The following is a 20,232-nucleotide window of genomic DNA, read 5'->3' on the forward strand; positions in this document are numbered from 1 at the left end:
CTCACCGGCGGCAGACGAGGATGCCGCCAAGGCAGGTGATCTCGTACGCGCCATTGCGGGCAATGTCGTCGGCGACGAGGGCACGGGCCCGGTCGATGGTCGCGTCGAAGGGCACGTCGTGCTGGTCCGACCAGGCGCGATAAGAGGCCATGTGAGCGATGACCGGCTCGGGGTCGCGGACCGTGATGGTCCCCGGCAGTTCGGTGACCTCCACCTGTCCGAACTCCTCGCCGAGGAAGGCCGGGGCCTTCTCCAGGGAGAAACGGGCACTGAGCGAGATGCGGGCCGGGCCTCGGTCGATGCCGAGGACGTCGCCTGCGGCCCGCTGCCAGAGGTCGTCGAGTTCGGCCTTGTCACGGTCACTGTTGGTGGAGGCGACCACCAGCCCGTCACGGGCGACGACACGGGCCAGTTCCCTGACCGCCTGGGGGATGTCGGGTACGTGGTACAGCATGTGGAGCGCGAGAGCGGCGTCGACGCTGCCCGCCATCAGCGGAAGCCGCGTGGCGTCCGCCACGGCAACCGGGCCGGGGACACCGGCAAGGATGCCGGGCGCGATGTCGAGGCCGAACAGGGACAGGTCCGGGCGGTCCTGACGGAGCCGCTGGATGAACTTGCCGTTGCCGCAGCCAATGTCGACTACTCGCCCGCGTACGTCGCCCAGCCGCTCGGCGACGAGGCCGGGCAGGTCGTACCGGGGTGTCTGCCACTGGTAGAGCGACTGCCGGGCGGCCAGGTCCCGGTCTCCGTTGTAGGCGCTGCCCGCCAAGCGGGCCCGGTCGGTGACAGCGGCGTCATGGGCGGCGGACAGGTCGGTCACGTCGGCAACTCCGAAGGATGGGCGGCGGGCAGGGACGCACGGGCGGAGGTGTGTTGGAGTCGGTCGCGCAGGTGCCCCGCCTGCGCGGCTCCACCGTACTGCGGCCCTTCCAGCTCCCGCCCGAGAACGGTGAGCCGGCGCACGATACTGGCCGACATGCGCTCCGGCGCGGACTGGAGCACGAAGCCGAGCATCTCCTCCGTGCCGTCCAGGTCGCCCAGGAGCAGGTGCCCGCGTGCGAGGTCGAGGTGCGCGGCGAACAGGTCACCGACCGACTGGTCATCTCCGTCCGCGCTGCGGTAGAGGCGGATCGCCGTCTCCGCGCTGACGATGGCCCGGTGGACGTGCTCCTGCCCGGCCACGGCCAGGAGGGTCGTTCCGGCATACGCGAACTGCTTGGCCGCGGGGAAGTCGAAGACTCCCAGTACCTCGTCCCGACCCGAGATCGCCTCACGAGATCGTTCGGCATCCGACAAGGCAGCGAGCGCACCTGCCGTGTCGCCGACTATCGCCAACGCCCGCGCCTCCAAACTCGCCAGCCGTGCCCCGATGCTGCCGCTCGCCCTGTGCCGACGGCCGACCTGCGCCAGCCGAGCCGCCTGCTCGTACCGCCCGGTCCAGTACGCAATCAATGACTCCACGGACCGTACCCAGGCCAGCATCCCCTCGTGCCCAGCCGCTTCGGCACAGGCGCGTGCGGTGCGGGCATGGGTGGCGGCGGAGTCGTAGTCGCCGAGGTCGAGGCAGACGTGCGCGGACAGGCCGCAGAGGCGAGAGGCGGAGAGGTAGAGGTCGGTGGTCTGTCGGGGGTGTTGGCGTCCGCGCAGCAGGTCGAAGGCCCCGTCCCGTAACCGCTTGATCTCGACGTACTGCTCCATCAGCGGGTGGCTGACGTACGTACGGGCGAGTCGGCCGACGTCGGCCTCCAGTTGCTCGACGACGAACTCGTCGGCGTTGCGCTGCGCGACGAAGCGGGCGAACTCGGCCGACAGCACAGCGTCCTCGGAGAGCGGGTCTCCACGGACGTGAGTGTCTTTGGGCGGCAGCACCGACGGCACGGTCTCGACCTCGGCGGCCTCAGCCCCGTCCCGCTGCCTCTTGCTGACGGCAACGGCTTGGTCGAGTACGGCGACATCGACGCTGAAGACCTGCGCCAGGTACTTCCGGGTGTAGGGGACAGGGACTCGGGCTTCGCGCTCGTACCGCCCGATCTCCTTGCCGGTCTTCGCGGAGCGCCCCTCCAGGGCGTTGTACTCGTCGGCAACCCTCTGCTGGCTCCAGCCGCGCGCGGTGCGCAGCCGGACGAGCAAGGCGCCGATCCCGGTGTCGCCCATGCCGTCCCCCAGGAACATGTGACCTCTGGCCCCCATAGTGGCCCCCGCCTTGGCCCCCGTGCTGGCTCCCGACCCAAATGAGTTAAGTCGCTTTGCTGTTGACCATGGCAAGCAGACTCACCAACGAGGCGACCGACGCCGCCCCGGATCTCCTTCCGGCCTCGGGTCGGCACCGCACGATGCTGTTCCCCCGCCGCCGGACCACACCGCGCACCGCTCGCGACTTCGTCGCCGCCACACTGACCGAGTGGAGTGAGACGAGCCGCCTCGAAGACATGCGACTGTGCGCCTCAGAGCTGGTCACCAACGCGGTGCTGCACGGAGCACCCGTGGGCCGGCTGGTCCTCGTACGCGTCGAGTCCCTCGACGAGGAGCTGCGGATCGAGGTCCACGACAGCGGCGAGAACAGGCCGACACAGCGGGTTCCCGAGGAATCCGCCGTCGACGGTCGCGGTCTGCTGATCGTCGCCGCGACCGCCGACAGCTGGGGCGTGAAGGAGCGAACGGGCCCCGGAAAGTGCGTCTGGGCCGCATTCGACCGTGCCACGAGCGGGGCCGCGCCCATGCCGCCCCACACCACCGGCCCCCAGGGAGACACCTCGTGACCACCCATCCCGTCTCGCCGAACACCGTTCTCGCCAACGCCCTCCACCACGCCGAGGACGTCCTGACCCCGCGGATCCTGGCTGCCCCGCCCGAGCGGATCGTGCTGGTCGTCGGCACCCAGATCAACGGCGCCCCGCACATCGGCACCTCGCTCGTGCAGTCCCTGGCCTTCGCCATGGCCGCCCGCCTACGCGACCGCTTTGGCCTCCCCACCGAGGTGCTCTTCAGCGCTCTCGACAACGCCCCGTACGAGCTCGCCACCGACCCCGCCAGCGGCCACCGCTACCAACGCGCCTACGCCCAGGCCCTCGGTGAGCAGGCCCTGCTCGACCTCGTCACCGCCCTCTACCAGCCCCTCTTCACCGCTCTGTCCAGGCGCCTGGGCATCCCGCACCGCATCGAGACCTACACCCAGCAGCAGGCCGGCGAGCACTACCGCCGCACCTGGCTCCGTCTCCTCCCCCGCATCGACGCCGCCCGCTGGTGGCTCGCTCCCTCCACCGGCACACCGCACCTCCGCGTCCCCTGCCCGCACCCCGACTGTGGCTGGGCCGAGAAGCACGCCGCACGCACGCGGGTCCTCCTCGCCGGTCCCGAGTCAGCGGTAGTCTCCGCCGTCTGCCTCCACCACGGCCCGTACGAGGTCACCATCACGCCCACCGCCGGCGGCTACCTCGACCTGGCCACCCTCTACCGCAACCTGGTCAAGGAACTCGCCCTGACCAGCCCTCAGGGCACCCTGCACGTAATGGTCAAGGGCGGCGACTGGGTCTTCGGCTCCCACCTCGTCGACGAGGCCCTCCAGGCCGTGGGTCTCACCCGAGCCCAGCTCCCGGCCCGCCTGTTCTGCCCCCAGGTCGTCACCGACACCGGCGCCAAGCTGTCGAAATCCCTCATACGAGAAGGCCGTGCCCCCTTGCCCGAGGGCGCCGCCCCTTGGATGCTCGACACCCGGCAGTGGCCCGGCACCGTCACCGAGTACGCCGACCAGCTGCTCACCATGACCGAGATCCTGCTCTCCGACCCCCGCCACTTCTTCCGCTCGTACTCGGCCGCCGAGATCGGCCGCCTGATCACCGCACCATCCCCCAGGAGCGTTACCTCCCGATGACCAACCGCACCGCTCGCGTCCGCGAGCTCAACCTCTACCGCCAGTACTTCGAGCTCGTCGCCGCGGGCACCAAGACCATCGAGGTGCGGGTCAAGTACCCGCACCTCGCCGACCTCGCCGCCGGCGACACCATCCGCTTCCGTATCAAGGGCACCGACGAGACCTGCGACGTGAAGATCCTCCGCGTCACCGAGTACCCCGACTTCGAGGCCCTCCTCGCCGGCGAGGGCCCGTCCAACGTCAACCCGACTGCCACCCGCGACCAGCAACTCGCCAACATCCGCACGATCTACGGCCCCGAGAAGGAAGCCCTCGGCGCCCTCGCCATCGAGATCTCTGGGTCCAACAGGGCGCACTGAGCGGGAAGACGAAGGGGCTTCTTCGCCAGCCAGCCGTAGTGCCCTCCCTTCGTCTGACGGGCTCTGTCAGTGGAGGCCGGTAGCGTCACCGTGTGGCCTCGGTAACAGGAGCGTTCCGGGCACTGGAAGAGGAGCGGCCGTGACAAAGTTCGTTTCTGACGCAAAGCCGTGGAATACGGTGGACGGTCCTTCCCTGGTGCGATCGGCCGCCGCGTTGCAGCTGATTCCCGAGAACATCCCTTGCCTGGTCAGGCTGCAGCGGCTTGCTGCTGTCGGCGCCTGCCTGCCAAGCCGTCCTGAAGCCCCTCGCCTGTCGCCGAGCAGGATCCGGTCACTGCTGAAGGATCCGGTGATCGGCAGTGCGGCGGTCCGATCTCAGGAAGATCCATACAACGACCTGTACACAGCAGACGTGCCGTTCCACGGCGGTCCCTACCTAGTCGCCCAGGGGCTGACGGAAAGGTCGGCGTACACACTCGGCCTGATCCTGCGCAGCGTCTTCGGGCCGGAGGGCAAGACGCTTCCCGCCACCTTCCGGCGCGAGGCAAGCCGGCTGGTCCAGGTGGTACTACGCCTGAGCAACACGGCGCTTCTCCGTGCAGGGCTCGCTCGTGGTGTCATCCCGCCTACAGCGACCAGGGAGGAGGTATTCGTACCAGGAGAGCATGCGCTGAGCGCGCTATGCGAAGCCGTCACCTTCGACGAAGCCGCCCTGTCCCGGATCGCGCCGCCGCAAACGTTGCAGGTTTTGGACAGCCTGAGTGTCCGACCAGGCACGCACACTTTCACAGCGGAGCTCGGTCCCGACGACGGAATGATTCTCACGCCGCTGCTGACCGTCGGTCCTACCGTGGTCATCGCAAATCCAGGTGAACTGTCCGCAACCCTGCGCCATCGTCTCCTCGTCCTCGCCACAGAACATGGCTGCGGCCCCCAGCTTGTCCAGCTCGTACGTGCATGCGTCCTGAACGAAGCCACCGAAATCCTGATCGGCTGCGGGGCAACGCCGCTGCCCCCGGCGGCACAAGTCGATGATGATCCGCAGATCAGCCGCCGCCAGTTCGCCTTCGCCGATGACAAGCGCCTCGACCTGGCAGTCGTGACCGATGACCTGTCTGACTACGATGCCCAGACCCCCTACGGGCACTGGCATGCTGCCGGAGTCATGCAACAGCTGCATAAACTGCACGAAACACGAGTCCATCCTCTACAGGATGACGCGCATTGCCTGCGGCTCATCATCAACCAAGGTCTGGGGCGCTCTTCGTTCTTCGGCCTTCGCAAGTCGTCACGAGTCGGCCCTCGTCTCGCCACCACCGTCGACGACCTCCGCGTTATGGCGGAGCTCGACGGCACGGACCCACTGTTTCTGTGGCGCTTCGCTCAAGCGGACGAAAAGCTGCACGCCGACGCCATGGTCCACTCCTTCGGCACGCTCGACAACTACGGCATGTACCGTGACCACGAGTACAGCTACTACCTGTCGGATGAGCGCAGGCCGAACGCCGTTATGGTCAACTCCGACTTCAGCCAGGCGCTGCGAGTCGAGGCCCACCAGCGGTACGACCATCACGTGGTTGCCAGCCCTCACCGCCCTGCTCTCGTTCCGGTTCTCGCCCTCTACGGCGTGGACACCGCACCGATCTACCGGACACATCCCACTGTCCCAGAAGACGAACTGCTTGTTGAAACCGCCGGCCTTCAGGTCTGGATCGGACCTAGTCAGGACACGGCAGATGCCCTGGAATCCTTCCAAGAGATGGTCATCGAAGCAGTCGCCTACTGGGCCTGGCAGGTCTCGCTCGCGGCGCCCAACGAACTACTCGCAATGGCCGACGACCTGGGACGTGTGCGGATCACGGTGTCCTTCGACAACGCGGACGCCTGGTTGAAGGCTCTGGCAGGACATGTCACCCAGCCCGGCAAGAAGGCCCCCTGGATCGCGCGGCAAGCGCGTAGCGCAGGGCTCATTCACCTTGAGCTGCTGGCCGCCGGCGTAGCTTCCCTCCTGGTGGAGGACAACAGCGCCGACCGCGTGATCGTCCAGGTCCTGACTGAAGCCATGGTTGGCAACGACAGCGACCTCGTGGTCAGCGACCTTGTCGAACGTCTCGCTCCTGTCGGCCACAAGAAGATGCTGCACGCACAAGCCCGACCGATGCTGTTGCGCCCAGGGCGGCTACCTGCCGCCCGACTTGTGCAGCCAGCTGTATCCGCAGTCATGTTGGACAAACTGGGTGAATGGCTCGCCGCTGAGGGAATCCCGCAGGGGATCGTCTCAGAAGAGAAACGCCTTGATGTGCTCAACAAGACAGTCCAACACTACTTCCAGCGCATTCAGGACCTGATCGCCAGCTTGGCCCCCGAAGGTCTGATGAACCAGCTCATGGCACGGCACGAGGCGCTCATCCGCGCAGAGGCTCACGATGATCAGGTCCTGCGGTCCAGACTCGCCTGTTTCGGAACATCCAGCCAGCCCGCCACACAGATCGCCAAGGACAGCAGAAAACGAGTGGCCGCCGCGCAGGCAAGCCGTTTCCTCATCGAGTACGCGGCCGCTACCCCACCTTCAGGCGACCAACCCCTGACCCTGGACACCTACGACACACTCTTGGCGATCGCCGCTGACCTGATCTCTCGAGCCACGCTGTCCGATGCCATCCGGCACGACTTCTCCACCGCACAGCTGTCCCTACTGGAGTCGGGCCGGCTCGGCGTCTCTCGCGGTGATCAGTACGAAACGGGAACCGATGCCTTGGCATTGGACCGAGCCCGCGCAGCCATGGCAACAGCTGACCAGATTTCCGCCCCTTCGGCGCCCCGCACGGCCGCAGCCCCTTCTATGAAGGTTGAAGAAGCCATGCTCGCCGAATTCGGGTTCACCCTAACCGAACTCGCTCACGGCATGGGCGAGATCATCGCTTTGGGCGATGAAGCGTGCGATGACGAACCATTCACCCTCCCTGTCACCCGCGTCCAACAGCACCTTGGTTCTGCCCTCGGTTGGGCCGACGACAAAGCACACGCCTTCCTCGATCGCCTTAGCCTGCGCCCACGCGCCAAGTTCCTGTCCGTGGGCGCCGACGCGTGGCCCTGGCGCTATAACCGTGAATGGTCCTACACACGACGTCCGCTGGTCCGCTTGACTGGAGTGGACGGCGATGTGCTGACATGGGCACCCAGGCACGTATGGAGCACGGGCCCCTACTGGGTCGACCTCGTGTATTCCGGCAGGCTCAAAGCCACCTCGGCGACAATGAAGAAGCTCATGGGGTCCATCCGGCAGGACCACAACAAGGAGTTTGAGAAAGAATCCGAAAGAGCCCTGGCTGACGCAGGCTGTTCCATCACGGCCCACAGCGTGGGCAAGATCGCAGGGCGACGTCTCATGTCACCCCAGGGAGACGACCTCGGCGACATCGACGCCCTGGGCATCAACCTGGATCAAAGGATCATCTTCATCGTGGAATCCAAGGACTTCGAGATGGCCCGGAACCCCTCTGAGCTGGCCAACGAAGCTGATGCACTCTTGCGAGGAGACAAGAGCGCCGTCTTCAAGATCGCAAGACGAGCCCAATGGATCCGCACCCACCTGGCCCCCACACTGAACCACTTCACCAACAGCACCGACACCCGAGGTTGGACTGTCGCCCCCGTCGTGGTCACCAGCCGCGACCTGATTTCGTCACGCGTCCTGACATCGGACGTACCAGTCATGGCCATCCACCAGCTGACGGCATGGGCTGCGGCACAGACTCGGCACGGCAAAAGATCCAAGCGCCGCGCTCGCTAGTACTCCAGCAGGATTTCTCTTTCTGGCCCCTCAACGTCCAGCGGCAGGAAGCCTCATCCGAAGCGGATCTTCGACTGTCCGAGCAGTCCGCACACAGTCCGCAGGACACCCGATCAGGACCGTCGCACCCCGTCGCCAGCCAACAGCAAAAGGCCAGGTCAGCGGCCTGCGGCCACCATCGCCGCAGGTCACCGACTCGGCCCATTACTAGGAGACCAAGAAGGCCTGACCTTCGGTCACGTTTTCCGACCCGCGGTCTCCTCGACCACACGGTCCCCAGGCCCGCACCCGGCCCGCAGAAACGCCGCACACGGCGTCCACGCGGCCCGGGTGCGGTCCTTTTCTCCCGCCCGCGTGGCCGGTGGCCGACGTGGCATGCTGGCAAAGTGACGCCCGAGGATCTGGTGCGGCTGCGGCGGGCCCGTGACCGGATGGACCGTGAGTACGCCGAGCCGCTGGACGTGGCGGCGCTCGCGCGGACCGCGCTGATGTCGCCGGGGCACTTCCAGCGCAGTTTCCGGGCCGAGTACGGGGAGACTCCGTACGGGTACCTGATGACGCGGCGTATCGAGCGGGCGAAGGCGCTGCTCAGGCGGGGCGACATGAGCGTGACGGAGGTGTGCCTGGCGGTGGGCTGTACGTCGCTGGGGTCCTTCAGCTCGCGGTTCACCGAGATCGTCGGCGAGACCCCGAGCGCCTACCGGGCGCGGTCGCACGACGACAGCGCCGCGATCCCGGCCTGCGTGGCCCGGACCTTCACCCGCCCCAGACGAGCGGGACCGCCGCCCGCGCCCTGAAGCCGGTGAACCTTTCCGGTCACGGCACTAGCGTGAGGACATGGACCTCAAACTGCGCCAGTGCTTCATCGCCGTCGACGACCACGACAAGGCGCTCACCTTCTACCGCGACGTGCTGGGGCTGGAAGTCCGCAACGACGTCGGTTTCGAGGGGATGCGGTGGGTCACCGTGGGGTCGCCGCTGCAACCGGACGTGGAGATCGTCCTGGAGCCGCCCGCGGCGAATCCGGACGCCTCCCCCGCCGACCGGGAGGCCATGGCCCGGCTGCTGGCCAAGGGCATGCTGCGCGGGGTCATCTTCACCACCGCCGACTGCGACGCCCTCTTCGCCCGCGTCCAGGAGTACGGCGCCGACGTCGTCCAGGAGCCGATGGACCAGCCGTACGGGGTGCGCGACTGCGCCTTCCGCGATCCGGCCGGGAACATGCTGCGTTTCCTGGAGCGGTCGGAGGACCAGCGGTCCTGAGCCCGGCGGGTCCTCGGGGTCAGGGCCTGTCCCTGCCGGTGACGGGTTCGCGCCACATCGGCCACATCCGGGGGCCGTCCGGAATGTCGAGGGTGCGGTCGGCGTAGGTGAAGCCCAGGCGTTCGTAGAGCTTCGTGCTGCGCTCGCTGCTGGCCTCCAGATAGGCGGGCAGGCCCTCGCGGTCGCAGCGGTCGAGGACGTGCTGGACGAGGGCGCTGCCCAGGCCCTCCCCCTGGCGGGCCGGTGCGACGCCGATCATCCACAGGTACTCGTGGGCACGGTCCGCCGGATGCGACTCGGCCATCAGCCGGGCGATCTCCTCGACCCGCGCGTTCGCCGGGTCGACGCTCTCGCGCAGCCGCACGGCGTCGTCGGCCTCGTCGCCCTCGTCCGGGCCGTCCCCGCCGTCCGGACCGTCGCCGTCGGCCGCCGGCATCGACAGCCACAGCGCGCACGCCGTGCCGTCCTCGGTCACGTCGATCCGGCCCTCGGCGAGCACGATGTCGGTGAAGGCGGCCATCAGCCGGTGGTGGGTCGTCCGGCGGTACTCCCGCTCCGGGAAGACCCAGCCGCTCACGGGATCGTCCTGGAATGCCTCGTCCAGCAGCCGCACGACCAGTTGCCGGTCGTCTTCCCCCGCCGCTCGGATCCCCACGCCCATCTTCCGCCCTCTCGACTCAAGTCCCGTTCGATTTACGGGAGTTGAGCCTAAGGGAATGCGGCGGGCCCCGCACACCGTGGGGCAGTGCGGGGCCCGCCGCACCGGAGCCGCCGGCGGCCGTACGGGGTCAGGAGCCGTACGGGCCCGGTGGCTCCGGGGACTTTCCCGGCGAGGTCAGCTGGTGCGTCTGGTCACGAACTCGGCCAGGGCCAGCAGGCCGCCCGCGTTCGCCGGATCCGGTACGGCGCGGGCCAGGTCGTCCACGGCCCGGGCCATCCGGTCGGCCGCCTGGGCCTGTGCCCAGTCCCGGCCGCCGGCCCGCTCCACCACCAGCGTCATACGCTCCTCCTCCCCCTCCTGGTGGGGCCGGGCGTACAGCTCGGCCAGTTCGGCGGCGGCCGGGGTGCCGGAGGTCAGCGCGGCGACCACCGGCAGGGACTTCTTGCGGGCGGCGAGGTCGGCGCCGACCGGTTTCCCGGTGCGGGCCGGATCGCCCCATATGCCGATCACGTCGTCGATCAGCTGGAAGGCGAGCCCCGCCTGGCGGCCGAACGCGTCGAGCGCCCCGACCTCCTCTTCCCCCGCTCCCGCGTACAGGGCGCCCACGGCACAGGCGCAGCCGAGCAGCGCGCCGGTCTTGGCCTCGGCCATGGCGAGCACCTCGGCGAGCGTGACCTCGCCGGGGGCGCGCCGTTCCAGGGCGGTGTCCGCCCGCTGGCCCTCGCACAGTTCGACGACGCAGGCCGCGAGCCGGGCGGCGGCGGCCGGTGACGCCGGATGCGGGTTCTCGGCGAGCAGTCCCAGGGCCAGGGCCTGGAGCGCGTCCCCGGCGAGGATCGCGTCGTTCTCGCCGAACACCGTCCACGCCGTGGGCCGGTGCCGTCGGGTGGCGTCCCGGTCCATCACGTCGTCGTGCAGCAACGTGAAGTTGTGCACCAGCTCCACCGCCGCCGCGGCCCGCGCCGCCACCGCCCGCGCGGGTGGCCCGCCGAGCGCGGTGGCCGCCGTGAGGACCAGTGTCGGACGGATGGCCTTGCCCCCGTTGCCCGCTGCCGGGCTGCCGTCCGCGTGCTCCCAGCCGAAGTGGTAGCGCGCGATCCGGCGCATCGAGGCGGGCAGGGAGGCGACGGCCGCCCGCAGTTCGGGCTCGACCGACGCCCGGGACCGTTCGAGGATCACCGTCGCGTCGTGCCCGTCGAACGCTGCCGGTCCGCCCGTGCCACCGCCGGCGGCGGGCCGGACAAGGGCCTCGGCGGAGCCGGCTCCCGTCGGCCACCTGGCCCCGGCGGGGCGGGGCACGCCGGCCGGGCGCCGCGTCGTCTCCGTCATGAACTCAACCATCCGATCCGCATCCGATCCCCCGCGAAGAGACCGCGGACGGTGGCGCTTCCCGCAGCCGGAACTGGGCACCTACCCCCCGGATGTACCCGGCCCGGCGGGCCGGGACACCGGGAGCCGGCGCGCGTGGTCAGCGCCAACGGCCGACCTCGATGTTCTCCAGGACGCCCAGCGCGTCCGGCACCAGCACCGCCGCCGAGAAGTAGGCCGTCACCAGGTACTTGATGACCGCCTGCTCGTTGATGCCCATGAACCGCACGGACAGGCTCGGCTCGATCTCGTCGGGGATGCCCTTCGCGCGCAGCCCGATGACACCCTGATCGTCCTCGCCGGTCCGCAGGGCGATGATCGAGCTGGTCCGCGCCTCGGTGACCGGGATCTTGTTGCACGGGAAGATCGGCACACCGCGCCAGGTGGGGATGCGGTTGCCGCCCATGTCGATGGTCTCCGGGACCAGGCCCCGCTTGTTCAGCTCGCGGCCGAACGCGGCGATCGCGCGCGGATGGGCGAGGAACAGCTTGGTGCCGCGCCGCCGGCTGAGCAGCTCGTCCATGTCGTCGGGGCTCGGCACGCCGTCGTGCGGGTGGATCCGCTGGTCGTACTCGCAGTTGTGGAGCAGGCCGAAGTCGCGGTTGTTGATCAGCTCGTGCTCCTGGCGCTCCTTCAACGCCTCGACGGTCAGCCGGAGTTGCTGCTCCGTTTGGTTCATCGGCTGGTTGTAGAGGTCGGCCACGCGCGAGTGCATGCGCAGAACGGTCTGCGCGATGCTCAGCTCGTACTCGCGGGGGCTGGCCTCGTAGTCGACGAAGGTGTGCGGGATGTCCGGCTCACCGCTGTGTCCGGCGGCGAGTTCGACCGCCTTCTCCCCGTACTTGTTGGCGCCCTGCTCGGGGATCGAGACCCGCTGCCGGAGGTGGGCGCGCAGCGATTCGGCGCGGTCGGCGACCTGTTCGAAGTCGTGGCGGGACAGCACGAGGACGGTGCACGCGGTGTCCGCGCGGGCCGTGTACTCCCAGATGGCGTCCGGGTCGAGGAGCGACTGCTCACCGAAGTACGCGCCGTTGGCGAGGACGCCGAGGACCTGGTCGTCGCCGTAGGGGCCGGTGCCGACCTTCTGGACCCTGCCGTGCGCCAGCAGGTACACCTCCTCGGTCTGGTTGCCGAAGGAGGCGATCACCTGGCCCGCCTCGATCTCGCGCTGGCGGCAGCGCTGGGCGAGCTCCGAGAGCACGTCGTCGTCCTCGTAGCCCCGCAGTGCCGGCAGTTCGCCGAGTTCGGCCGGGATGACCTCGACGCGGTCGCCGGTCTTCACGAAGGTGATGCGGCCGTCGCCGACGGCGTAGGTGAGCCGCCGGTTCACCCGGTACGTGCCGCCCTGCACGTCGACCCAGGGCAGCATGCGCAGCAGCCAGCGCGAGCTGATCTCCTGCATCTGGGGAACCGACTTGGTGGTGGTGGCCAGGTTCCGCGCGGCCGCGGTGCCGAGGCTCTGCTGCGGCCGGTCCTGCTCCGTGCGGACCTCTTCGCCTACCGACATAGAGAATTGCCTTCCCGCTCATGCCCGGCACGCTCGGCGCCGTGCATCGATTTGCGTGCGCCAGCCTTCCAGCACGGAGCGTGGTCGTGCTATTACCCGAAAGAGCGGGAATGGATCACCGCCGCCCCGGGCAGAAATGGCGGATTCCCCTTCCGTGACCAGCGGATTCGCGGCACCCCGGCGGCCGTGCCACCGTCCGGGCCGGGCGGGGACAATGGCCGGGTGACCAGCTCCGCCGCCCCCGGCCTCGCCGCGCTGTCCCCCCGGCTGCCCTCGCCTCTCCAGGAGGTCGCCGACGATCGCTTCACCCGTCGCGGCCTGCGGCTGCTCCTCAAGCGCGACGACCTGATCCATCCGGAGCTGACCGGCAACAAGTGGCGCAAACTCGCCCCGAACCTGCGGGCCGCGGCCGGCCGGACGGTCGTGACCTTCGGCGGCGCCTACTCCAACCACCTTCGTGCGACGGCCGCCGCGGGCCGTCTGCTGGGCCTGCCGACGGTCGGCGTGGTCCGCGGCCAGGAGCTGGCCGAGCGCCCGCTGAACCCCTCCCTGGCGCGTTGCGTGGCCGACGGGATGCGGCTGCACTTCGTCGACCGGTCGACGTACCGCCGCAAGGCCGAACCCGGGACGCTGGCGGCCCTGCTGCGTGCCGCGGGCGCCGAGGAGGCCCATGTGGTCCCCGAGGGCGGCAGCAACGCCCTGGCGGTACGCGGCTGCCGGGCGCTGGGCGAGGAACTGGGCGAGCACGCGGACGTCGTCGCCCTGGCCTGCGGCACCGGCGGCACCCTGGCCGGCCTGGCCGCCGGGCTCGCACCGGGCCGGCGCGCCCTGGGCATACCGGTCCTCAGGGGCGGCTTCCTGGCCGCGGACATCGAGGCCCTCCAGGAGCGGGCCTTCGGCGCCCGCCAGGGCACGTGGTCGCTCGACGAGCGCTTCCACTTCGGCGGCTACGCCCTTGTCCCGGCCGAACTCGACGCCTTCGCCGAGGACTTCACCGCCCGGCACGGCGTCCCCGTCGAGCGCCTCTACGTCGCCAAGCTGCTGTACGGCCTGGTCGCCCTGGCCGGCGAGGGCGCCTTCCCGCGCGGGACGACCATCGCCGCGGTCGTCACGGGCAGGCCCTTCCCGGCACCCGCCTGAGCCGCCCGTCAACCCGGCGCCGCCACCCGGCCGTCACCCCCGCACCCGCCCGAACCACCCCGCCACCACCCCCGCACCCCGCGCCCGCCTGAGCCGCCCCCGGGACCCGGCACCCGGCACCCCGCACCCCGCACCCCGCACCCCGCACCCCGCACCCGAGACCCTCAACCCGGACGCCACCACCCGGCCTCCGGGAGACCCCACCCCGCCCTCACCACACTGCCCGGCAACCCGGACGCCACCACCCGGCCTCTCGACCCGGAGGCCCCCGCCCGCCCCCTCACGCCGCCTCCCGGTAGGCGGCCGCCTCCTCCAGGTCCAGCCTGCGCAGCAGGGTGCGCAGCATCTCGTCGTCGATGTAGCGGCCGTCCCGCAGGCGCACGAAGACCTCGCGCTCGGCGCTGATCACGTCCCGGGACAGCCGGCGGTAGGTGTCGTCGACCGACTCGCCGGTGACCGGGTTGACCTGGCCGAGCCGCTCCCAGACGGAGTTGCGGCGGCGTTCCAGGACCGTGCGGAGCCGGTCGGCGAGCGGCGGGGGCAGGGCGTTGCGCTCGTCGGCCAGGAGTTCGTCCAGGCGCCGCTCGGCGGCCAGGGACGCCTGCGCCTGCGCGTTCGCCTCGGCCAGGGTCTCCGCCCGTGCGTCGCGGCCGGGGAACCTCAGAACGCGGATCAGCGGCGGCAGCGTCAGTCCCTGCACCACCAGGGTCCCGATGACCGTCGTGAAGGTCAGGAACAGCAGCAGGTTGCGCTTCGGGAAGGGCGTGCCGTCGTGCAGGGTGACCGGGATCGAGAACGCGATGGCCAGGGACACCACGCCCCGCATCCCGGCCCACGCGGTGACCATCGCGCCCCTCCAGGTGGGGTTCTCCTCGCGCTCCCGGACACGCCGGGACAGCAGCCGGGGCAGGAACGTTGCCGGGTACACCCATACGAACCGGGTGACGACGACCACCAGGAAGACGGCGACCGCGTACCAGGCGGCCTCGGGCCCGGAGTACGCCCCGAGGCCCTTGAGGACGACCGGCAGCTGCAGCCCGATGAGGGCGAACACCGACGACTCCAGGACGAACGCCACCATCCGCCACACCGCGTCCTCCTGGAGCCGGGTGGCGAAGTCGACCTCCCACGCGCGGTGGCCGAGGTAGAGGGCGACGGTGACGACGGCCAGGACGCCGGAGGCGTGCACCTGCTCGGCGACGCCGTAGGCGACGAACGGGATCAGCAGGGAGAGCGTGTTCTGCAGCAGCGCCTCCTTCAGGTGGGTGCGCAGCCAGTGCAGCGGTGCCATCAGCACCAGCCCGATCCCGACGCCGCCGATCGCCGCGACCAGGAACTCGCTCACGCCGCCGGCCCAGGTCGCGCCCTCGCCGACCGCGGCGGCCAGCGCCACCCGGTAGGCGGTGATCGCGGTGGCGTCGTTGAGCAGGGACTCGCCCTGGAGGATCGTGGTGATCCGCGAGGGCAGCCCGACCCGGCGGGCCACCGCCGTCGCCGCGACCGCGTCCGGCGGCGCCACCACCGCGCCCAGCACCAGCGCCGCGGTCAGCGGCAGTCCCGGCACGAGCAGGTACACGGCCCAGCCGACCACGAAGGTCGCGAACAGCACGTACCCGACGGAGAGCAACGCCACGGGCCGCAGTTGCGCGCGCAGGTCGAGGTAGGAGCTGTCGATGGCGGAGGTGTACAGCAGCGGCGGCAGCAGCAGGGGCAGGACCACGCCGGGGTCGAGGGCGTAGGCGGGGACCCCGGGGAGGTAGGAGACCACCAGTCCGACCGCGACCAGCAGCAGGGGCGCCGGCACGGGGGTGCGCCGGGCGGCCCCGGCCACCACGGCACTTCCCGCCACCAGGAACAGCAGCGGCACTACGTCCATGCTCCTCGCCCACCCATCGTTCGTCGCCCGTCCGCTTTCCGCGCGGTCACCCGCACGCCCGTCGTAATCTGGCAATCATGAAACAGTGCACGCACGCCGGCACGCTGCCGCATCCGGAGCCCGGCCCCGTGAGCGAGACGTGTCCGGAGTGCCTGGCGGAGGGCACGCATCCGGTGCAGTTGCGGCTGTGCCTGTCCTGTGGTCACGTCGGATGCTGCGACTCGTCGCCGGGACAGCATGCGACCAAGCACCACAAGGACACCGGACACCCGGTGATGCGGACCTTCGAGCCCGGCGAGGACTGGCGTTGGTGCTTCGTGGACCACGTACTGGTGTGACCGGAATCGGGGACGGTTCGACCGTCTGACGTCTGGGTACGTCAACCCGGCGCCCGCCGTTCCCATTTGGGCCCGCAGAACCCCTAGCCACGGAGCGTATCCGTAGCTTTACTATGAGTGACAGCAGTGGGGATGGGGCCCCGGGACAGGAAGGCCGAGCGCGCGGTAGCGTCACCGCTGAACCATGTATCGCGTTGTCCCGGGGGGATGCCCCCGGCCCTGAGAGAGCTTGTACCACCTTGGAGGTGAGGGTGTCCCAGATCGCAGGCGAGCCCGCGGCGAACCAGGACTTCGTGGAGGTCCGGCTGCCGGCTGCGGGTGCCTACCTGTCGGTGCTGCGGACGGCCACGGCCGGTCTCGCGGCCCGTTTGGACTTCACCCTCGACGAGATCGAGGACCTGCGCATCGCGGTGGACGAGGCCTGCGCGATCCTGCTCCAGCAGGCCGTGCCCGGCTCGGTGCTCAGTTGTGTCTTCCGGCTGGTCGACGACTCGCTCGAGGTCACCGTCTCGGCCCCGACGACGGACGGTCACGCGCCTTCGCGGGACACGTTCGCCTGGACCGTCCTGTCCGCCCTCGCGGGCAAGGTCTCCTCCGCCGTGGACGACGACAGGACCGTGTCGATCAGCCTCTACAAACAGCGCGGCGCGGGACCCGGGCCGGCGTGAGGAACGGGGACGGGCCGGTGCGGGACGAAGAGCGCGGCACACGGGAGATGCCGGCCGAGGGCGGGACTCCCGCGCGCGCGGACGGGACCGGAGCCCCGGGCGGGGCAGCCCGGGGCGGTCCGGCCGCGGCCCGGCGCGCGGCGGACGGTATCGACGGCATCCCCGAGCAGGCCAGGCCGCACCCGGAGGACGAGCCGCTGGTCGCCGGCCACGGCGGTCCTCCCCCTCACGGGGACTCCCCCTGTCCGAGCGAAGGCGCGAACGGTGAGACCGGCGAGACCGGTGAGACCGGCGACAGCGCGGGGAAGGAGGCGAGGGCTCGGGGAAGGGCAGCGGGCGGGACGATGAGCGAGCACGAGCGAAACTCCGAGGACGGGTCGCGGGCCGCTCCGATCGTGCGCAACGCGCGGCACGACCCTCAGGACCGCAGCGGGGCGCGTGCCATGTTCGTCGAACTGCGCTCCCTGAAGGAGGGCAGCCCGCAGTACGCCGAGCTGCGCAACCAGCTGGTCCGCATGCACCTGCCGCTCGTGGAGCACCTCGCACGCCGCTTCCGCAACCGCGGCGAGCCCCTGGACGACCTCACGCAGGTCGCCACCATCGGACTGATCAAGTCCGTCGACCGCTTCGACCCGGACCGCGGCGTGGAGTTCTCCACGTACGCGACCCCGACGGTCGTCGGCGAGATCAAGCGGCACTTCCGGGACAAGGGCTGGGCGGTGCGCGTGCCGCGCCGGCTCCAGGAGCTGCGCCTGGCACTGACCACCGCGACGGCCGAGCTGTCCCAGCTGCACGGCCGCTCCCCGACGGTGCACGAGCTCGCCGAGAAGCTCGCCATCTCCGAGGAGGAGGTCCTGGAGGGCCTGGAGTCCGCCAACGCCTACTCCACCCTGTCACTGGACGTCCCCGACACGGACGACGAGTCCCCCGCGGTCGCGGACACCCTCGGCGCCGAGGACGAGGCGCTGGAGGGCGTGGAGTACCGGGAGTCGCTGAAGCCGCTGCTGGAGGATCTCCCGCCGCGCGAGAAGCGGATCCTGCTGCTGCGCTTCTTCGGCAACATGACCCAGTCACAGATCGCCCAGGAGGTCGGCATCTCGCAGATGCACGTCTCCCGGCTGCTGGCCCGCACACTGGCCCAGCTGCGGGAGAAGCTGCTGGTGGAGGAGTAGCGGAAGGGCCGCGAGGACCGCGGGGACCGGGACGGCCGGGGCGGAGGCCGGCCGCAGGGCTATCGCTGCCCGGTCTCCTCGGCCCGGCCCGGGCCCTTGATGCCGAGGGCCCTGGTCGTCTCCGGGTTCACGAGCAGCACCAGCGACGCCACGGCCACCACGGCGAGCGCGATGCCGGCCGGGATGGCCGCGCCGTCGGCCCGCAGCAGGGTGTAGGCGACGGGCAGCGCCATGATCTGCGTGATGACCGCGGGTCCCCGGCTCCAGCTGCGGCGCAGCAGCAGTCCGCGGGCGGCGAGCAGCGGCAGCAGCGCGAGCACGATCACCGTGATGCCGCCGGTGACCCCGGTCTGCCGGTCGCCCTCGTGGCCGGTGATGCCCGCGACGAGCAACCAGATCCCGCCGGCCACCAGCACGAGCCCTTCCAGCGCGGCAAGCGCCGCCGCGTACGTCAGCCGGCGCGGGCGCGGACCCGCTGTGTCCGGGGCGTCCGTGCCGTCCGTGGTCCTGGGGGTGGGGTTGCGGTCACTGCTCACCCCAGCAGCGTAGCCCTCGCGGCACGGAGCACCGTGTGCAGGCTCACGTCCCTGTCTCTTACCGGATCCCTACCTCGGGGTGGGGCCGGTACTGTCCGGTAGGTACGCTGCACCTCATGCGTGCACTACTCGTGGTCAACCCGGCGGCAACCACCACAAGCGCACGTACGCGCGACGTCCTGATCCACGCGCTCGCCAGCGAGATGAAGCTGGACGCGGTCACCACCGAGTACCGCGGCCACGCCCGCGATCTGGGCCGGCAGGCCGCTGACAGCGACGACATCGACATGGTGGTGGCCCTCGGCGGCGACGGCACGGTCAACGAGGTCGTCAACGGCCTGCTGCACCGCGGCCCGGATCCCGAGCGCCTGCCGCGCCTGGCGGTGGTGCCCGGCGGTTCCACCAACGTCTTCGCCCGCGCCCTGGGCCTGCCCAACGACGCCGTGGAGGCCACTGGCGCCATCCTGGACGCCCTGCGCCGGGGCGGCGAGCGCACGGTCGGCCTGGGGCTGGCCTCGGGCACGCCCGGCACCGACGACGCGGCGGTGCCGGAACGCTGGTTCACCTTCAACGCCGGGCTCGGCTTCGACGCCGGCGTGGTCGGCCGGGTGGAACAGCAGCGCGAGCGCGGCAAGAAGTCCACGCACGCCCTGTACGTACGGCAGGTGATCCGCCAGTTCCTCGGGGAGCCGAGCCGCCGGCACGGGACGATCACCCTGGAGCGGCCCGGGAAGGACCCGCTCACCGAGCTGGTGGTGGCGATAGTCTCGAACACCTCGCCGTGGACGTATCTCGGCAATCGCCCGATGTACACGTCGCCTAAGGCCTCGTTCGATACCGGGCTCGACGTGCTCGGTCTCAGCCGTCTGTCCACCGCCGCGGTTGCCCGGTATGGCACCCAGTTGCTCACTTCGTCCCCCGAGCGCGGCCCCTACGGCAGGCATGCGGCCTCCCTGCACGATCTGAGCCGCTTCACCTTGCATTCGAAGGTGCCGCTCCCCCTCCAGATGGACGGTGACCACCTGGGGCTGCGTAGAAGCGTGACGTTCACAGGCGTACGCCGTGCACTGCGTGTGATTGTGTGAGTAGAAGGGCCCAAAGTCCTTTCACTCGAACGTTTAGGCCAGGATCCACCCCATGGAAGTACGGCTGTGACCTAGTCGACACCGAGGAATCAAAAAAAACTTTCCGGAAGGGGTTGTATCCGCCGCTGAGGTTTGCGAGTCTCTACGTGGTGATCGGGGCGGCCCACCACACGGGCCCCAGAGGTCACCGGAACCCCTCTCCAAATCACAGGACCACGCCAGGGAACCTGGCAGTCGGCCCTTCCCTTGTTGAGGGATTCGTGAAAGCGTTCACATTCACAAGCAACCGCACGTAACACCAAGAGAGGTAGCAGCCATGGACTGGCGTCACAACGCCGTTTGCCGCGAGGAAGACCCCGAGCTGTTCTTCCCCATCGGCAACACCGGTCCTGCGCTGCTGCAGATCGAGGAAGCCAAGGCCGTCTGCCGTCGCTGCCCGGTTATGGAGCAGTGCCTGCAGTGGGCGCTCGAGTCCGGTCAGGACTCCGGCGTCTGGGGTGGTCTCAGCGAGGACGAGCGCCGCGCGATGAAGCGCCGCGCCGCCCGCAACCGGGCTCGTCAGGCCTCCGCCTGACCACAGCCACCCCGCTGACAG

The 20,232-nt window shown here is 70.0% G+C and carries 19 protein-coding genes; 12 read left to right on the forward strand and 7 right to left on the reverse strand.

Annotated features, from left to right (window positions below):
• Position 1 precedes the first annotated feature (1 nt).
• Both ACWC91_RS00860 and ACWC91_RS00865 read right to left on the reverse strand, forming a co-directional pair.
• Positions 2-820: a class I SAM-dependent methyltransferase gene (locus ACWC91_RS00860; protein ID WP_450640529.1), complete on the reverse strand. Its 819-nt coding sequence runs from the start codon at positions 818-820 to the stop codon at positions 2-4.
• Positions 817-2,190 carry a helix-turn-helix domain-containing protein gene (locus ACWC91_RS00865; protein WP_450640527.1) on the reverse strand — a complete coding sequence of 458 codons (1,374 nt, stop codon included), beginning with the start codon at positions 2,188-2,190 and terminating at the stop codon, positions 817-819. The genes ACWC91_RS00860 and ACWC91_RS00865 overlap by 4 nt, the downstream gene beginning before the upstream one ends.
• Positions 2,191-2,258: 68 nt before the next feature.
• Between ACWC91_RS00865 and ACWC91_RS00870 the strand changes: the two genes are divergently transcribed.
• From ACWC91_RS00870 to ACWC91_RS00895, 6 genes are all read left to right on the forward strand, one after another.
• On the forward strand, positions 2,259-2,759 hold the full coding sequence (locus ACWC91_RS00870) for an ATP-binding protein (RefSeq protein WP_450640525.1): 501 nt from the start codon (positions 2,259-2,261) through the stop codon (positions 2,757-2,759).
• Positions 2,756-3,871 carry a hypothetical protein gene (locus ACWC91_RS00875; protein ID WP_450640524.1) on the forward strand — a complete coding sequence of 372 codons (1,116 nt, stop codon included), beginning with the start codon at positions 2,756-2,758 and terminating at the stop codon, positions 3,869-3,871. The genes ACWC91_RS00870 and ACWC91_RS00875 overlap by 4 nt, the downstream gene beginning before the upstream one ends.
• A complete protein-coding gene (locus ACWC91_RS00880; protein ID WP_450640523.1) occupies positions 3,868-4,230 on the forward strand; it encodes an ASCH domain-containing protein in 363 nt (120 codons plus the stop codon). The genes ACWC91_RS00875 and ACWC91_RS00880 overlap by 4 nt, the downstream gene beginning before the upstream one ends.
• Before the next feature lie 139 nt (positions 4,231-4,369).
• Positions 4,370-8,023, forward strand: coding sequence for a hypothetical protein (locus ACWC91_RS00885; RefSeq protein ID WP_450640522.1), 3,654 nt, complete (start codon positions 4,370-4,372; stop codon positions 8,021-8,023).
• 386 nt (positions 8,024-8,409) lie between these two features.
• The gene (locus tag ACWC91_RS00890; protein ID WP_225075523.1) at positions 8,410-8,820 is read left to right on the forward strand and encodes a helix-turn-helix transcriptional regulator; all 411 of its coding nucleotides are present in this window, start codon (positions 8,410-8,412) and stop codon (positions 8,818-8,820) included.
• A 40-nt stretch (positions 8,821-8,860) separates the two neighbouring features.
• On the forward strand, positions 8,861-9,286 hold the full coding sequence (locus ACWC91_RS00895) for a VOC family protein (RefSeq protein ID WP_281157027.1): 426 nt from the start codon (positions 8,861-8,863) through the stop codon (positions 9,284-9,286).
• A gap of 19 nt (positions 9,287-9,305) precedes the next feature.
• Here the strand turns inward: ACWC91_RS00895 and ACWC91_RS00900 are convergent, their stop codons facing one another.
• From ACWC91_RS00900 to ACWC91_RS00910, 3 genes are all read right to left on the reverse strand, one after another.
• Positions 9,306-9,947: a GNAT family N-acetyltransferase gene (locus ACWC91_RS00900; protein WP_281157028.1), complete on the reverse strand. Its 642-nt coding sequence runs from the start codon at positions 9,945-9,947 to the stop codon at positions 9,306-9,308.
• Positions 9,948-10,121: 174 nt separating this feature from the next.
• Positions 10,122-11,288, reverse strand: coding sequence for a family 2 encapsulin nanocompartment cargo protein polyprenyl transferase (locus tag ACWC91_RS00905; RefSeq protein WP_450640521.1), 1,167 nt, complete (start codon positions 11,286-11,288; stop codon positions 10,122-10,124).
• Between the two features lie 127 nt (positions 11,289-11,415).
• A complete protein-coding gene (locus ACWC91_RS00910; protein WP_225075519.1) occupies positions 11,416-12,822 on the reverse strand; it encodes a family 2B encapsulin nanocompartment shell protein in 1,407 nt (468 codons plus the stop codon).
• Positions 12,823-13,044: 222 nt separating this feature from the next.
• Between ACWC91_RS00910 and ACWC91_RS00915 the strand changes: the two genes are divergently transcribed.
• Positions 13,045-13,962, forward strand: coding sequence for a 1-aminocyclopropane-1-carboxylate deaminase/D-cysteine desulfhydrase (locus tag ACWC91_RS00915; RefSeq protein WP_225075518.1), 918 nt, complete (start codon positions 13,045-13,047; stop codon positions 13,960-13,962).
• 280 nt (positions 13,963-14,242) lie between these two features.
• On the opposite strand, the gene ACWC91_RS00920 is transcribed toward ACWC91_RS00915, so the two are convergent.
• Complete coding sequence (locus ACWC91_RS00920; RefSeq protein ID WP_225075517.1) at positions 14,243-15,838, reverse strand: Na+/H+ antiporter; 1,596 nt, start codon at positions 15,836-15,838, stop codon at positions 14,243-14,245.
• A 77-nt stretch (positions 15,839-15,915) separates the two neighbouring features.
• Between ACWC91_RS00920 and ACWC91_RS00925 the strand changes: the two genes are divergently transcribed.
• From ACWC91_RS00925 to ACWC91_RS00935, 3 genes are all read left to right on the forward strand, one after another.
• Positions 15,916-16,176, forward strand: coding sequence for a UBP-type zinc finger domain-containing protein (locus ACWC91_RS00925; protein WP_225075516.1), 261 nt, complete (start codon positions 15,916-15,918; stop codon positions 16,174-16,176).
• A gap of 251 nt (positions 16,177-16,427) precedes the next feature.
• A complete protein-coding gene (locus ACWC91_RS00930) occupies positions 16,428-16,844 on the forward strand; it encodes an ATP-binding protein (protein ID WP_141358499.1) in 417 nt (138 codons plus the stop codon).
• Positions 16,841-18,016 (forward strand): RNA polymerase sigma factor SigF, encoded by a 1,176-nt coding sequence (locus ACWC91_RS00935; RefSeq protein WP_374113905.1) that lies wholly within the window; start codon positions 16,841-16,843, stop codon positions 18,014-18,016. Before ACWC91_RS00930 ends, ACWC91_RS00935 begins: the two co-directional genes overlap by 4 nt.
• A 59-nt stretch (positions 18,017-18,075) precedes the next feature.
• Here the strand turns inward: ACWC91_RS00935 and ACWC91_RS00940 are convergent, their stop codons facing one another.
• The gene (locus ACWC91_RS00940) at positions 18,076-18,552 is read right to left on the reverse strand and encodes a hypothetical protein (RefSeq protein ID WP_376503387.1); all 477 of its coding nucleotides are present in this window, start codon (positions 18,550-18,552) and stop codon (positions 18,076-18,078) included.
• 116 nt (positions 18,553-18,668) lie between these two features.
• On the opposite strand from ACWC91_RS00940, the gene ACWC91_RS00945 reads away from it, so the two are divergent.
• Together ACWC91_RS00945 and ACWC91_RS00950 are read left to right on the forward strand one after the other, a co-directional pair.
• Positions 18,669-19,637, forward strand: coding sequence for a diacylglycerol/lipid kinase family protein (locus ACWC91_RS00945; RefSeq protein ID WP_281156618.1), 969 nt, complete (start codon positions 18,669-18,671; stop codon positions 19,635-19,637).
• Positions 19,638-19,953: 316 nt separating this feature from the next.
• The gene (locus ACWC91_RS00950; RefSeq protein WP_016639615.1) at positions 19,954-20,211 is read left to right on the forward strand and encodes a WhiB family transcriptional regulator; all 258 of its coding nucleotides are present in this window, start codon (positions 19,954-19,956) and stop codon (positions 20,209-20,211) included.
• Positions 20,212-20,232 lie beyond the last annotated feature (21 nt).

Source organism: Streptomyces sp. NPDC001204 (genome assembly GCF_053598035.1).